This is a genomic window from Halotalea alkalilenta DSM 17697 (genome assembly GCF_000621205.1).
Classification (GTDB): Bacteria; Pseudomonadota; Gammaproteobacteria; order Pseudomonadales; family Halomonadaceae; genus Halotalea; species Halotalea alkalilenta.
Window position 1 is genome coordinate 143,808 of the sequence record NZ_JHYY01000014.1, and the last position, 15,257, is coordinate 159,064.

General features: G+C 65.9%; 13 protein-coding genes. 8 read left to right on the plus strand and 5 right to left on the minus strand.

From position 1 onward, the window contains the following. Positions 1-54: 54 nt before the first annotated feature. The 3 genes from copM to gap form a co-directional block, all read right to left on the minus strand. Complete coding sequence (gene copM / locus Q376_RS0101740) at positions 55-504, minus strand: CopM family metallochaperone (protein ID WP_027348835.1); 450 nt, start codon at positions 502-504, stop codon at positions 55-57. A 102-nt stretch (positions 505-606) separates the two neighbouring features. Continuing rightward, positions 607-1,548, minus strand: a complete 942-nt coding sequence (locus tag Q376_RS0101745; RefSeq protein ID WP_027348836.1) for a carbohydrate kinase family protein — start codon at positions 1,546-1,548, stop codon at positions 607-609. 306 nt (positions 1,549-1,854) lie between these two features. Next, a complete protein-coding gene (gene gap / locus Q376_RS0101750) occupies positions 1,855-2,856 on the minus strand; it encodes a type I glyceraldehyde-3-phosphate dehydrogenase (protein ID WP_027348837.1) in 1,002 nt (333 codons plus the stop codon). 419 nt (positions 2,857-3,275) lie between these two features. On the opposite strand from gap, the gene glk reads away from it, so the two are divergent. The 3 genes from glk to Q376_RS0101765 all read left to right on the plus strand — a co-directional run bounded on the left by glk (position 3,276) and on the right by Q376_RS0101765 (position 6,083). Further along, on the plus strand, positions 3,276-4,235 hold the full coding sequence (glk, locus tag Q376_RS0101755; RefSeq protein ID WP_027348838.1) for a glucokinase: 960 nt from the start codon (positions 3,276-3,278) through the stop codon (positions 4,233-4,235). Beyond that, entirely contained in the window at positions 4,235-5,125 is an 891-nt protein-coding gene (locus Q376_RS0101760; protein WP_043445710.1) for a D-hexose-6-phosphate mutarotase, read from the plus strand. The genes glk and Q376_RS0101760 overlap by 1 nt, the downstream gene beginning before the upstream one ends. Before the next feature lie 61 nt (positions 5,126-5,186). Beyond that, complete coding sequence (locus Q376_RS0101765; RefSeq protein WP_027348840.1) at positions 5,187-6,083, plus strand: aldo/keto reductase; 897 nt, start codon at positions 5,187-5,189, stop codon at positions 6,081-6,083. A gap of 455 nt (positions 6,084-6,538) precedes the next feature. On the opposite strand, the gene pgl is transcribed toward Q376_RS0101765, so the two are convergent. Further along, positions 6,539-7,213 (minus strand): 6-phosphogluconolactonase, encoded by a 675-nt coding sequence (gene pgl / locus Q376_RS0101770; RefSeq protein ID WP_027348841.1) that lies wholly within the window; start codon positions 7,211-7,213, stop codon positions 6,539-6,541. A gap of 1 nt (position 7,214) precedes the next feature. Next, positions 7,215-8,690 carry a glucose-6-phosphate dehydrogenase gene (gene zwf / locus Q376_RS0101775; RefSeq protein WP_027348842.1) on the minus strand — a complete coding sequence of 492 codons (1,476 nt, stop codon included), beginning with the start codon at positions 8,688-8,690 and terminating at the stop codon, positions 7,215-7,217. Positions 8,691-8,944: 254 nt separating this feature from the next. On the opposite strand from zwf, the gene hexR reads away from it, so the two are divergent. The 5 genes from hexR (at position 8,945) to Q376_RS21070 (ending at position 15,247) form a co-directional block, all read left to right on the plus strand. Continuing rightward, on the plus strand, positions 8,945-9,805 hold the full coding sequence (hexR, locus tag Q376_RS0101780) for a transcriptional regulator HexR (protein ID WP_027348843.1): 861 nt from the start codon (positions 8,945-8,947) through the stop codon (positions 9,803-9,805). A gap of 274 nt (positions 9,806-10,079) precedes the next feature. After that, positions 10,080-11,459: a sugar porter family MFS transporter gene (locus tag Q376_RS0101785; protein ID WP_043445715.1), complete on the plus strand. Its 1,380-nt coding sequence runs from the start codon at positions 10,080-10,082 to the stop codon at positions 11,457-11,459. Positions 11,460-11,590: 131 nt separating this feature from the next. Further along, positions 11,591-12,328, plus strand: a complete 738-nt coding sequence (locus Q376_RS0101790; protein ID WP_027348845.1) for a glycosyltransferase family 2 protein — start codon at positions 11,591-11,593, stop codon at positions 12,326-12,328. Between the two features lie 61 nt (positions 12,329-12,389). After that, positions 12,390-12,938, plus strand: coding sequence for a LolA family protein (locus Q376_RS0101795; RefSeq protein WP_027348846.1), 549 nt, complete (start codon positions 12,390-12,392; stop codon positions 12,936-12,938). After that, complete coding sequence (locus Q376_RS21070) at positions 12,935-15,247, plus strand: MMPL family transporter (RefSeq protein WP_155834101.1); 2,313 nt, start codon at positions 12,935-12,937, stop codon at positions 15,245-15,247. Before Q376_RS0101795 ends, Q376_RS21070 begins: the two co-directional genes overlap by 4 nt. Positions 15,248-15,257: the final 10 nt, after the last annotated feature.

Genomic DNA, 15,257 nt, shown 5'->3' on the forward strand with positions numbered 1-15,257 from the left:
TGCGAAGACGCCGCCCAGGGTGGGGCGGCGTCCGTCGGGCGATGCCGGGGAGGATCAGTCAGCGTCGTGCTCTTCGAGCCACCGCTGCATCTGCTCGATCTCCCGCTGCTGGTCGCGGATCACGTTCTCGGCCAGTTGGCGCATCTCGCTGTCCTTGCCGTACTCGAGCTGCACCTTGGCCATCTCGATCGCGCCCTGATGGTGGGCGATCATTCCGCGGACGAAATCGACGTCGGCGTTGCCGCTGTAGTCGATGTCCATGCCGTCATGCATCCGCTGCGCCGCCTGCTCGAAGGCCTCGGTCGAAGGCGTGACGACACCCTGCGCCGTGCCATGCTCGGTCGAACCATGCTCGGTCGAACCCTGGCCAGCGGCGCTATGATCCATCGAGCCGTGGCCCATCGAGCCATGGTCCATCGAGCTCATCTGCGCCGTCGCCGGCAGTGCGACGCCGAAAGTGAAGCCGGCCAGGACCAGAGGGGCGATCATCTTAGCTGACAGCATCGAAGCCTCCTTGCGGCGATGGGTAGCATCCAGCGACGCAGTGTTGAACGAGAGCCTGCATCTTAAAACCTCCACCCCACCCCCAGGTCAACATTCGCCCCTTCAGCTCGCTGCCAGCTCCGCACGTCGCGGCAGATCCGGCCCGCGCCGGGTGCAGGTGATCCCCGCCGCAGCGTTGGCGAAGGCCACCATGCGCTCGATCTCGCTGCGTTCGAGACCCGCCACGCCCTCGCGGCTCGCCTTGCCCTGCTCGTCGAGCCAGCACAGCACCGCCGCCTGGAAGGTATCGCCCGCCCCCACCGCGTCGACCACCTCGACCGGCTGGGTGCCGAGGGTATAGCGCTCCTTGCCGGTGAACACGGTCACTCCCCGCTCGCCGCGGGTGACCAGCACCAGCGAGGTGCGAGCAGCGAGCCAGCGGCGCACCACCTGCTCGCCATCGGCGTCGTCGTAGAGCGAGACCAAGTCCTCCTCGCTGACCTTGATCAGGTCGGCATGCTGGGCGAAGTAGCCGATCTGCTCGCGCCAGCGGTCGAGGTCGGGCTCGATCTTCAGCCGCACGTTCGGATCGAGGCTCACCAGCCGTTGCGCCCCTTCCTGCTCGATCAGCGCGCCAAGGGTCTCGGCGGTGGGAGAGACCACCAGCGAGTAGGACCCGACGTGGATCGCTGAGACATCATCGGCGAGCTCGGGCAAATCGCGCAGGGTGAGCGCTCGATCGGCGCCGTGCTGATGATAGAAGGCGTACTGGGGCGAACCGTTCGGGGAGAGCGCCACCATCGCAAGCGTAGTGGCATCGTCGAGACGTACCAGATAGCGGGTGTCGACTCCCTCGCGCTCGAGCACCCTGCAAAGCCGCTGGCCCAGGAAATCGGTCGACATCCCGGTGAGCAGCGCGGCATCGCGCTCGAGCCGGGCCAGACCAACGGCGACGTTGAACGGCGATCCTCCCGCCACCGCCTCGAAGGCCACCCGCGCGGCGGTGTCATCGGCGTCGGGTTGGGCGAAGAAGTCGAACAGCGCTTCACCGCAGATCAAGAACATGCTGTCTCCTCAGGGCGTCGGGTTGGTGCGCTCGAATCTCGCGCTATGGTTGAGCGGCCGCCGATCGACGGCCGGAGGCTGAAACGATCCAGCCCGGCCATATCATACGCCACCGAGCGGATGCGATCCTCGCATACCCCGCGCTCGGCGTCGCATCGTCGGGACATGGCGTTCCCGCTGCGAACAGGATACGGATTTGCCTCGGGCAGCAGCTGCGCTACTTTGGCCCAAAGTCTGGTCCAGTACCGATCCGATAAAGAAAGACCCTGCCGAAGCAGGGCCCTCCTACGCTCTGGACGGATCGACTCAGAGGAATTTCTGCATCGCAAGCGCGGTGTCGCACATGCGGTTGGAGAAACCCCATTCGTTGTCGTACCAAGCGAGCACTTTGACCAGCTTGCCCGAAACGCGGGTGTGGTTCTTGTCGAAGATCGACGAGTAGGGATTGTGGTTGAAGTCCACCGATACCAGCGGCTTCTGGTTGGTCGACAGCACCTTGGAGCCTTCCGCCGCCTTGTCGACCAGCGCATGGATCTCTTCCTTGCTGGTCTCGCGCGAAGCGGTGAAGGTCAGGTCGACCACCGAGACGTTGATCGTCGGCACACGCATCGAAAAACCGTCGAGGCGCCCCTTGAGCTCCGGGAGAACCAGGCCCACCGCGGAGGCGGCGCCGGTCTTGGTCGGAATCATCGAGTGGGTGGCGCTACGCGCGCGGAACGGGTCTTTGTGGTAGACGTCGCAGAGGTTCTGGTCGTTGGTGTACGAGTGGATGGTGGTCATCAACCCGTTCTCGATGCCGATCGAATCGTTGAGCAGCTTGGCCACCGGCGCCAGGCAGTTGGTGGTGCAAGAGGCGTTGGAGACCACCGCATGCTCGGCGGTGAGCTTGTCGTCGTTGACCCCGAACACCACGGTGAGATCGGCATCCGCGCTCGGCCCGGAGATCAGCACCCGCTTGGCCCCGGCCTCGATGTGCTTGGCGGCGTCGGCGCGCTTGGTGAAGAAACCGGTGCACTCCATCACCAGGTCGACGTTGAGCTGCTGCCACGGCAGCTTGGCCGGGTCACGCTCGGCGAAGATCGCGATCCTGTCACCGGCGACGCTGATCGTCTCGCCGTCGTGCTCGACACCAACCGAGAAGTGGCCGTGGGTGGTATCGTATTCGAGCAGGTGGGCGTTGAGCGCCGAATCCCCGAGGTCGTTGATCGCCACGACCTCGATCTTATCGCGATAGCCGTTTTCGTAGAGCGCGCGCAGCGCGTTGCGCCCGATGCGGCCGAAACCATTGATGGCGACTCGTAAAGTCATCGCTTCCTCCTTGGACAGATTGTCGGTAAATCGACGATCGTGCCCCCTGGGATTGGGGGGCGACTGGATTGCTGAATGTTCGGTCGATGCGCCAGTGGAAGCCTATCCCGCGTCCTCGGACCTCAGTCTTCAGGATAGTTCACCCGACGGCGACGCACTCGGCTGAAAGCCTCTCCTCACACATCGTTATTGCTAAATTTACGCACATTACCGCCCATCAGGTCGATAGAAATGTTGCGGATATAGCCGAAGGGAGGGCACCATTCGCGCATTTACTACGCCGCGCCGCGCCCGCTGTCACGGAGCGAGACGGTAGCCGGGGCGAGCACGACCATGGCGATGGTGAAGCACGGAACGCTTCCGCTACTATGTGACGAATAACCACACCCGCCGCTACGCGGGCAAACGGAGAGATCCCGATGACACGACCGGCCCTGGTGGGAGATATCGGCGGCACCAATGCACGCTTCGCGCTGGTGACGCCTGGCGAATTCGACCTGAGCAACATCCAGGCCCTCAAATGCGCCGACTATCCCTCCCTGTCGGATGCCGTTCGTACCTATCTCGATGGGATCGAAGGTCCGGCACCGAAGGAGGCATGCCTCGCCTTCGCCTGCCCCGTCCACAAGGACGTGGTGAAGATGACCAACAATCCCTGGACGTTCAGCAAGTCGGCGTTCAAGCGCGAGTTCGAGCTCGACAACTTCAAGGCGATCAACGACTTCACCGCCATGGCGCTGGGGCTGCCGCATATCCAGCCTGAGGACCTCCACCAATTGGGGCAAGGCGGCAGCGCCGAAGGCTGCGCCAGACTGGTGATGGGCCCCGGCACTGGACTCGGCGTCGCCGGGCTCGCGCCGAGCCAGAGGTTCTGGATCCCGCTCAGCGCCGAGGGCGGGCATGCTAGCTTCGCGCCCACCGACGATTTCGAGATGAAGCTGCTCGAATGGTTCCGCGCGCGCTACGACAGGGTCTCGATCGAGCGCATGCTGTGCGGCCAGGGCCTGGTCGATCTTTATCACGCCCATGCCGAATTCGATCGCCTCGAACCACGCCTCTCGACCCCAGCCGAGGTCACCGGCGCGGCACTCGAGGGAGACCCCCTGGCGCTGGAGACGGTGATGCGCTTCTGCCGCATCCTCGGCCACGTCGCTGGCGACATCGCACTGACCCTCGGCGCACGCGGCGGGGTCTACCTGTGCGGTGGTATCCTTCCACGCATCCTGCCGCTACTCGATCGTAGCGAATTCCGCGAAGCCTTCGCCGACAAGGGCCGGATGGGTTACTACACTGCCGAGATCGCCACCTGGGTGGTCACGGCGAAATGGACCGGGCTGCTCGGCGCCGCCGAAGCGCTGCACAACGAAGAGGTCGCCTGATGACCGCATCCGCTGCTTCCGGGCAGGCGCTGCCCTCGGCTCTCGCCACGCTGCTGGCCGCCACCAACGGTCGACACGAGGCCGAATGGGAAGGACGCAGCGTGGTGTTGATCAACCAGGCCTGGGGTTCGCTGATTCTCTCGCTCCAAGGCGCCCAGCTGCTCCACTTCGCGCCCCACGGCCAGGCGCCCTGGCTGTGGACCAGCTCGGTGCCGAAACCCGCGCCAGCGGCGATCCGCGGCGGCATTCCGCTGTGCTGGCCCTGGTTCGCCGACCGCGAGGATGGTCAAGGTCCCGCGCACGGCTATGCGCGCACCGCGAACTGGCGCCTCGATGCCTGTGAGGAAGAGGCCGAGGGCGTCGAGCTGCATCTTTCACCGGTGGAGGCGCTCGATCCACAGCTCTCCCCCCGCGTGGTGATCCAAGCCAACGCCCAGCGCCTGCGCATCGAACTGATCACCGAGCATCGTGGCGATACACCGGTCAAGTTCACCCAGGCGCTGCACAGCTACTTCGCCGTCGCCAATGCCCACGCCTGCCGCGTCGAAGGGCTCGCCGGCGCCACCTATCTCGACAAACTGCGCGGCGCGCGCGAATTCGAGCAGGCGGGAGAGCTTGCGATCCGCGGCGAGCTTGATCGCATCTATCATTCCAACCGTCCGCTGGTGCTGGTCGATCCGCGGACGAACGGCGAGCGCCGGCTGTCGATCACCAAGGAAGGCAGCGATTCGAGCGTGATCTGGCATCCCGGCGACAAACCGCCCGGCGACATCGCCGAGGCCGAGCTGCTCGAGTTCCTCTGCGTCGAAGCGGCCTGCACCCGCCTCGACCCGATCTGGCTCGCCCCTGGTGGCCAGCACCTGCTGGCCCAGCAGATTACCCTGCTCTGACCGCTCAGCCGTGGGTATCGTCACCCGCGGCTTTCCACTTCCTCCTGCATGGACGTCCCGCGTGTCTGAACTCCCGACCCTCGACAGCCCTTTCGTGCTCGGCATGCGCAACCTGCACCAGCATCCCCGGCTCGCCTCGCCCGAAGCCTTCGCCAGCTGGCTCGAGGCCCGCGTCGACGAAGGATTGCACTGGTTCGACCATGCCGATATCTACGGCGAAGGCGACGAGAACGGCGGCACGGAGCGGCACTTCGGCGCGGCGCTTTCATTGCGTCCGGGGCTTCGCGACAAGGTGCGGATCATCACCAAAACCTGCATCGTGCCCGCCGCGCGCGACCGATCGCCCTTCCAGGTCAAGCACTACGACAGTTCACCCGGCTACCTGGCCCGGGCGATCGATTCAGCCCTGCAACGGCTCGGGGTGGAACGCCTCGATCATCTGCTCCTCCACCGTCCCGATCCGCTGCTCGATGCCGAACCCACCGCGCGCGCGCTGGAAGCGGCGATCGATGCCGGCAAGATCGGCGCGGTAGGCGTCTCCAACCACCTGCCCGCGCAGTGGCGGCGGCTGCAGGCGGTACTCGAGCGCCCGCTCTCGATCAACCAGTTCGAGCTTTCGATCGCGCGCAGCGAAGCGCTGTTCGACGGTCGCTGGGACGCGTCGTCCCAGGACGGAATGCTGGCGCTGGCCTATTCGCCTCTGTGCGGCGGAAGGCTGTTCGAGGGCGTGCTGGTCAACCAGATGCTGCGCCAGCTCTCCGAGCAGAGCGGGGTCAGCGCCGCGGGCGTCGCTCTGGCCTGGCTGAAGCGGATTCCCAATGGCCCGGTGCCGGTGATCGGTACGCTGCGCCCGAATCGAATCCAAGCGCTGCTCGAGGACACGCGCTCGGATTTCGAGCTCGAACGTACCGCCTGGTTCGCACTGCTGGAGTCAGCGCGCGCCCATCGGGTGCTGTAGAGACGATACTCCGAAGACCGGATCACGAGCGGCCCGCGGGTCGCTCGCCTGCCTCGGCCGGGCCGGAAGAGATCGGGCGCCACTGGAACCCGGTACTTCAACCACGCCGCCGAGGGTCCAGGCGTGCCGATAGCGGCCAGCGAACGGCCGGATGGTGGACAAAAAAAACCCGCCACGCAGAGCGGGCGGGTGGAAAAACAGCCGAGGCTGTCGAGAGAGACACTGATTCGATGCTTTTCTACCAGCACCGAACACTGAATCGAGAATGGATATACCCATCTTAGCCGGTCGGAAATGTAGTAACAATCCTACATTAGCAGTAATCCATCGACCTGCGACAATTCACCGCAGCCTGCAATGTCGACGCCCTAAACCAGCGTCAGAAACAGGGAAGCGGAGCTCCCGCAGCCGCCTCCCTCCTGGCCGGTCGATCGCATGCACGCCGACCAACCCGTTCAGGGCGCCCAGTAAAGCGACAGCGGCGCATCCATGAAGGCGCGGATCGGCGCCTCGAACACATCGTCCCCCGCGAGCGCCTTGGCGAACACCGCGCGCTTCTCCGCACCGGTGAGGTGGACGAAGTGCCGCTTCGCCTGTGCCAGGCGGTGACGACTGAAGCTGATCCGCGGCTGCGGCACGCTCGGCGCATGCACCGCGAGCAGCGCGGCCTCGGTGGTCAGCCCATCCTTCAGCTGAGGGCTATCGGGAAACAGCGACGCGGTGTGGCCGTCACCGCCCATGCCGAGGATCACCACGCTCGCCGGCCAGCTGAGCCCCGCTGCGCTCTTCTCGAGCTCGGCCACCCCTTCCTCAGGGGTGGCATCGGCGGTGGTCAGCGGCACGAAACGCGCCTGCGCTGCACGCTCACGCAGCAGGTGGCGCTTGACCAGCCGGGTATTGCTATCGTCGCTCGATTCATCGACCCAGCGCTCGTCGGCCAGCGTCACGTCGACCCGGTCCCAGTCGAGCTCGCTCGTCGACAGCGCCTCGAAGAACGCAAGCGGCGTCGAGCCACCCGAGACGATCAAGAGCACTCGGTCCTGCTCGGCGAGATCCGCGCGGAGAGCCGCGGCGACCGCTTCAGCGAGACTTTCCGCTAGCCGCTGTCGCGCATTGACGGAGTCACTCATCTCAATACTCCTCGAACCAGGAACGACCGTCGCGGGTGATCATCGCGATCGACGACACCGGCCCCCAGGAGCCCGCCGGATAGCGCTTCGGCGGCAGCCCGCGGGATTCCCAGCCGGCGATCAGCTTGTCGACCCAGCGCCAGGAGTACTCCACCTCGTCGCGGCGTACGAACAGATATTGACGCCCCTTCATCACTTCGAGGATCAGACGTTCGTAGGCATCAGGGATACGCGCCTTGGGAAACGCCTTGTGGAAGTCGAGATGCAGCGGGCCAGGGCGCAGCCGCATGCCTTTGTCGAGGCCGGAGTCCTTGGTCAGCACCTGGAGGTTGATGCCCTCGTCGGGCTGCAGGCGGATGATCAGCTTGTTCGAGGCCAGACCGCGCTGGTCCGGGTCGAAGATGTAGTGCGGCTGCTGGCGGAAGTGGATGACGATCTGCGAAAGCTTCTCGGGCATCCGCTTGCCGGTGCGCAGGTAGAACGGCACGCCGGCCCAGCGCCAGTTGGAGACCTCGGTCTTGAACGCAACGAAAGTCTCGGTGCGCGAATCGACGTTGGCGCCCTCCTCCTCGAGATAGCCGGGTACCGGCTTGCCCCCGGAAGTACCGGAAATGTACTGCCCACGCACCACGTCGGTGGCCAAGCGCTCGCCTTCGATCGGACGCAGTGCCTTGAGCACCTTGACCTTCTCGTCGCGGATGCTGTCAGCGTCGAGGTTCGAAGGCGGCTCCATGGCGATCATGCAGAGCAGCTGCATCAGGTGGTTCTGGACCATGTCGCGCAGCTGGCCGGCCTGATCGAAGTAGCCCCAGCGGCCCTCGATGCCGACGGTCTCGGCAACGGTGATCTCGACGTGGGAGATCTGGCTCTGGTTCCACTGATTGCCGAACAACGGGTTGGCGAAGCGCAGGGCGAGGAGGTTCTGCACCGTCTCCTTGCCGAGGTAGTGGTCGATACGATAGATCTGGCGCTCGTCGAACACGCTGCCGATCGCGTCGTTGATCTCGATCGAACTCTCGAGGTCGTAACCGATCGGCTTCTCGACCACCACCCGGCTCTCCTCGTCGAGGCAGCCGCCCTGCTCGAGGTTCTTGCAGATCACCCCGAACAGGCTGGCCGGCACCGACAGATAGACGGTCAGCGGCGTGCGGCGCCCCGCCTGCCACTCAGCGATGTCGCGATAGCCTTCGACGCTGGCGAAGTCGAGCTTGAGGTAATGGAGACGGCCGATGAAGCGGTCGACCTTGTCGTCTTCGCGCTCCTTGGCATCGACGCTCTTGTCGAGCGCTTCTCTTACCCGCTCGCGAAAGGCTTCGGCATCGATGTCCTGGCGAGCGAGGCCGAGGATTCTGGTATCGGAGGCAAGCAGTCCCCCGCGGTCGAGATGATAGAGCGCGGCGTAGAGCTTGCGCAGCGCCAGATCACCGAGCGCGCCAAACAGCGCGAGATCGACGGCCGGTGTCTGTTCTACAGCCATTGCGAGCTCTCCTCGAAGTGGATGATTGGGACGACAACATTAATCATCGGGTCGACTCCTAGCAATAGACCTTTAAGTAAACTTACCACATGAAACAAGGCCTCCCCATCGCACAGACATCATAGTCATGATCAGCGCCGTGGTCGCGGCTTGCGCCATCGACTGCCCATTTGCCTCGTGCGACCTTATACTGGCCGCCCGAACGCGTATGCTGCGTCTCGCATCAATCCTTCAGGCCGGAATACCGACTCATGGTGGCACACGACCTCATCCGCAAGATCCGCGAACGCCTCGAGACCCTGAACCGCTCCGAGCGCAAGGTCGCGGAAGTGATCCTCAGTGACCCCTCATCGGCGACTGGCATGAGCATCGCCGCGCTGGCCCAGGCGGCGAGCGTCAGCGAACCGACGGTCAACCGTTTCTGCCGCAACTTCGAGACCAAGGGCTATCCAGACTTCAAGATCAAGCTCGCCCAGAGCCTCGCCGGCGGCACGCCCTACGTCACCCGCGCGGTAGAAAGCGACGACGACGCCAAGGCGTACACGGGCAAGATCTTCGGCGCCACCATCGCCGCGCTCGACGCCTCGAGCCGGCAGATCGATACCCGGCTGATCGAGCGGGTGGTCGACCATCTCTCCCAGGCACGCCAGCTGTTCTTCTTCGGCCTGGGCGCCTCGGCCCCGGTGATCCAGGACGCCCAGCACAAGTTCTTCCGTTTCAACCTGCCGGTGGTCTCCTACGAAGACGTGCTGATGCAGCGGATGACCGCCGCGGCGATGTCCACCGGCGACGTGGTGGTGGTGATCTCACACACCGGGCGCACCCGCGAACTGGTGGAGATCAGCGCGGTGGCGCGCGAGAACGGCGCGGTGGTGATCGGCATCACCGAGGCCGAGTCGCCGCTCGCCGAGCAGTGCAGCGAGGTGATCGGGGTCGAGTCCTCGGAAGATACCGAGCTCTACATGCCGATGACCTCGCGCATCGTCCACCTGGCGCTGATCGACGTGCTCGCCACCGGCGTCACCCTGCGCCGCGGCAAGGACTTCCTGCCCCACCTGAAGAAGATCAAAGACAGCATCAAGCCGACCAAGTACCCACGCAGCGAATCGGCCTGAGCCCCTCTGCGGCGGCGCCCGGGCGCCGCCGCAGAGTCATTGGCCGGGATGTTGACTCGATTCAGCTGATACTTTGGTCTAGAACTGCCCGGTTTGGCCGCCGTCCTAATGAATCCTGCTAGTCTTGGTCACAAGCGTCACATAAGGTTGCACGGCGAGCTCGAGGCTCGATGTACCGCAGCCAGCGCCCAGGATCATTCAGGAGACCTTTCATATGGTTGCAACTCCGCAAAGCCCCCAATCCAGCTCCTCGGGAGCGGACACACCGCCAGAAGTGCGCAACACAGACATCGTCCCGATGGTCTGGCTGAGCTGTGCGCTCGCCGCCATCGCCGGCCTGCTGTTCGGGATGGACATCGGGGTGATCTCCGGCGCGCTGCCGTTCATCACCGACGAGTTCGACATTTCTACCGCGATGGAGGGCTGGATCGTCGGCTCGATGATGTTCGGCGCGGCGATCGGCGCCTGCGGCGCGGGCTGGGTATCGAAATCGCTCGGCCGCAAGAAGGCGCTGCTGCTCGCGGCACTGCTCTTCTTCGCCGGCGCCTTGATCGCAGTGCTGGCTTGGAACCCGAGCGTCCTGATCATCGCCCGTATCTTCCTCGGCCTCGCGGTCGGCGTCGCCTCGTTCACCGCGCCGCTGTATCTCTCCGAGGTCGCGCCCGAACGCATCCGCGGCACCACCATTTCGTTCTACCAGCTGATGGTCACGGTGGGGATTCTCGCCGCTTTCGTCTCCAACCTGGCGTTCAGCTACATCGAGAGCTGGCGCTGGATGTTCGGCGTGCTGATGATCCCTGCGGGAATGCTCTTCGTCGGCGTGATGATGGTGCCCAACAGCCCGCGCTGGCTGGCCTCGCAGGATCGCTTCGGTGAAGCGCGCGAGGTGCTGACCAAGCTGCGCTCGAGCAAGGTCGAAGTCGACTACGAGATGAAGGAGATCGAGCAGAGCATCGAAGAGGAAGACAAGAACCAGGGCTGGGCGCTGTTTTTCAGCAATCCCAACTTCCGCCGCTCGGTGATGCTCGGGATCGGCCTGCAGATCGTCCAGCAGTTCACCGGGATGAACGTGATGATGTACTTCGCGCCCCGGATCTTCGAAATGTCGGGCTTCCAGGGCACCGAGGCCCAGCTGTGGAGCACCGTGGTGGTCGGGCTGGTCAACGTACTGGCGACCTTCATCGCGATCGGCTTCGTCGACCGACTCGGGCGCAAGCCGATACTCTACATCGGCTTCACGGTAATGGCGGCCGGCATGGCGGTGCTCAGCGGGATCCTCGCGATCGGCCCGACCACCACCTTCCTGCAGTACACCGCGATGACCGCGCTGCTGGTGTTCGTCACCGGCTTCGCGATGTCCGCAGGCCCGCTGATCTGGACGCTCTGCGCCGAAATCCAACCGCTGCGCGGCCGCGACTTCGGGATCGGCTGTTCGACGGTGGCGAACTGGGTCGCCAACATGATGATCGGTACCTTCTTCCTGACCATGCTCGACGCCCTCGGCGGCCCGGTGACCTTCGCCCTGCTGGCGATCGTCAACCTCGCATTCATCGTCTTCACCCTGCTGCTGGTGCCGGAGACCAAGGGCATCTCGCTCGAACGCATCGAACGCAACCTGATGCGCGGCAAGAAGCTGCGCGACATCGGCAACTGACGTTCACTCGCTGACCAAGCGCCGCGCGAGCGGCGCTTGCGCTGGCTCGCTGGCCGGGTGAGGAGTGCGTACAATGCAAGCGGCCGCCCGCTATCGGACGGCCGCGACGTCTCTTTCGAAAACCGGTGACCATGAACGACCCGCGCGTCTGCCTTCTGATCGTGCTGCGTGACCAGCACGAGCTGCTTCCCGAGCTGCTCGCCCATCTTCGCCCGCTCAATCTTCCGGTGCTGGCGATCGACGACGGCAGCCGGCTCGACAGCGCCGCCCGGCTCGATCACCTCGCCGCCCAGACCGGTATGGAACTGATCAGGCTGGTGCGCCGCAGCGGCAAGGGCATCGCCGTGCGGGCCGCGCTCGACGAGGCCCAGCGCCTCGGCTACACCCATGCGCTCCAGCACGACATCGGGGACGCCTACGAGCTCGCCGCGCTGGAGGCGCTGATCGCGCGCAGCCGCCGCCATCCCACCACCTTGTTCTTCGGTGTCCCGCTCGACCGGCAAGGAATGGCCCCGGCGCCGCAGCTCGGCGCGCTGCTCGCCGGGATGAACGCCTTTTCCCGTCGGGTCCGTGAGGCCCGGCCGGGCGTGCGCCTCTATCCGATCTCATCTTTCAACCAGATGCTCGCCCGCTTCCCTTGCGGCAGCGGCGCCGAATTCGATGTCGAATCACTGATCCATTGGCGCTGGCGCGATGCCCCTTGCGAGCCGCATCCACTGCCGCTGCTCGCCCGCAGGGAAGGCAGGGGGATCACCATCGCCCAGGCCTGGGCTTCGCTACTGATGCATCTGCGCACCACCTTTGGCATGCTGTTGCGCTCCCCCTGGCTGCTGCGACGCCTGCGCCGCGACCGCGAGCCCCAGCCCTAGCGGATGGCTTTGCCGCCTGACGCTTTCGCGCTGCGCGCCCATCATTGAGGAGCTCCCGCCGTTGATCCTTCGCCTGCTGTTCGCCGTGCTGCTGGCCCTGCCGGCCTTCAACGCCCTGGCCAACGCCTCCGTGGATACCGCGACGCTGGCGCAAGCGCTTGCCGATGACGAACCCAACAGCGGCCGCTTCATCCAGCGGCGCTACCTCGCCGACCTGGACACCACCCTCGAGAGCGAAGGCCGCTACGAGTATCAGCGCGGCGAGCGGATGACCTGGCGCCTCGAGCGCCCGGTGGTCGAGACGCTGAGCATCTCAAGCGAAGGGGTGGAGCGCGACGGCCGCCCGCTCGAGGGGCTTCCCGCCGAGGTCTCCCGGCTGATCCTTAGCCTTCTCGATGGCGACTTCGCCGCTCTCGAATCCCGCTTCACCATCACCCTCGAAGGCACCACGCAGTCGTGGCGCGCAACGCTGATCCCGCGCGACGAGCAGCTGCGCCAGCATCTGGAGCATGCCGAGCTCCAAGGCGGCGCTCGGATCACCAAGCTCGGGCTGTGGCTCGGCCAGGGTGATCGCCAGACCATCGAGCTGACCCCCGACGCTTACGAATGAGCAGGCGCATGCTGCGCGTCGGCGCCTGGCTCTGGGCACTGCTGCTACTGCTGGCCTGCGCGCTCGGCGCGGACGCCTTCCTGCGCCAGGGCGCGCGTTTCGACACCGACATCACCGCGCTGCTGCCGCAGAGCGGGGAGAGCGCGCTGGTCCAGCACGCCGACCGCCAGCTCGGCGAGGCGTTCAACGATCACTTCCTGCTGCTCATCGAGGCGCCGGAGCTTGCCGAGGTAAGCCGTGCGCTGGTCGATACCCTGGAACGAAGCGACGCCGTATCCAGCGTGCAGTGGCGCCGGGACGACTTCATCCAAGGCGACCCGCTGGCGCTGCTCGGCCCGAGCCGCTACCGGCTGCTGGACCCTGAGCTTGCGGCTCGGATCGAGACCGGCGATACCGAGGGGCTGCGCGAAGAGGCCCGCGGCCAGCTCTTGATGCCGTTCGGCCTCGATCATCATCCGCTGCGCGATCCCTTCGGCCTGCTCGATCGCCATATCGCGCGGATCGCACCACAGGGCGTCGGCAGCGACGACGGGCGTCTCGAGATCACCGATGGCGAGCGCCGCTTGGGGCTGGTGATCGGCCAGCTGGCAGGCGCTCCCTATGCCCAGTCGACCCAGGACGGCCTCGAATCGGCACTGGCGAGCTTCTCCGCGGCTCATCCGCAGGCGCGGCTGGTTCGCTCGGGGATGATCTTCCACGCTGCCGCGGGCGCAGCCCAGGCGCGCACCGAGACCGGACTGATCGGCACGATCGAGCTGGTCTCGCTGATCGCGCTGCTGCTGCTGGTATTCCGCTCGCTGAAGACGCTCGCCACCCTGCTGCTGCCGCTCGCCATGGCGATACTGTTCGCCTTTTCGCTGACCGCCTGGGGCTTCGGTCGGATCAACCTGATGACCCTGGCGTTCGGCACCAGCCTGATCGGCATCGCGGTCGACTATGCCATCCACCTTCAATGCCTGCGCGCAGCGCAGGGCAAGCGCTTCGTGCTCGGCGACGTCGCGCCGGGCCTGACCCTCGGCCTGGTCTGCTCGCTGCTCGCCTACGCAGCGCAGGTGCTGACCCCGCTGCCGGGCCTGCGCCAGATGGCGGTGTTCGTGATGCTCGGGCTCGCCGCCGCCTGGGCGACCACGCTGCTCTGGCTGCCGCTGTTACCCGCTCCTCCCACCCACGGGGTCGAGCGGGCGGCACGGCTGTGCTGGCGACTCCAGGCCCGGCTGCGCGGGAGACTGCCGCCGCTGCTACTCGCCTGTGCGGCAGCGCTGCTGGCCCTGCTTGCGCTGCTGTACTCGAGCGCCAACGACAGCCTGCGCCTGCTCAACACCTCGCCGGCCGCGCTGCTCGACGACGAACGGGAAGCCCAGCGGCTGCTCGAGCGCGATCCCGGTACGCGCTACCTGCTGGTGGAAGCGCCGAACGTCGAGGCGTGGCTCGAACGGGTCGAGTCGATCACGCCATCCCTGCAAGCGCTGGTCGACGCGCAGCACCTTGGCGACTTCGACGGTCTCGCCGCGCGCGTGCCGAGCCATGCCCGCCAGGACCGCGACCTGGCGCTGGTGCGCGCGCTCTATACCGCAGAACTGGGCGCGCTCTATCGCGACACCGGGCTGCCCGAGTCGCTGGTGCCACGCGCGCTGGAGAGCCTCGACGATCCTCCCTATCTTGAACTCGATGCCTGGCTCGCGAGCCCGTTGGGCACTGCCGATCGACGCCTGTGGCTCGAAAGCCTCGAAGGCGAGGGCCCGAGGGTCGCCGGCATGATCCCGCTGGAAGGCGCCTTCGACGCCCAGGCCCGCGCGAGCGTCGAGGCGCTGGCGGCCAGCCAGCCCGGCCTGACCTTCGTCGATCGGGTCGAGGAGATCAGCGCCGCCCTCGGCCGGCTGCGCGTGGAGATCGGCACCTGGGTGAGCCTGGCCTTCGCCGCGATCCTCGCGCTGATGGCGCTGCGCTATCGCGCCAGCGCCTGGCGAGTGGTGGCGCCACCGCTCGGCGCGGTACTGCTGGTTCTCGGGATCTATGCGGCGTTCGGCGTCAGCCTCAACCTGTTCCACCTGCTCGCGCTGCTGCTGGTGCTGGGCCTCGGCATGGATGCGGGCATCTTCACCGCCGAGCACCCGAGCTCCGCCCATGTCTGGCTGGCGGTGACGCTCTCGGCGCTGGCCAACCTGCTCGCCTTCGGCCTGCTCGCCTTCAGCGCCGTGCCGGTGCTGCATGCGATCGGCCTCACCGCGCTGCTCGGCCTGTTGGGGGTCTGGCTGCTGGTACCGCTGGTGCAGCGCCGCGATCCACCCCCGCTGGATTTTCGTAGCTAGGAGAACGACG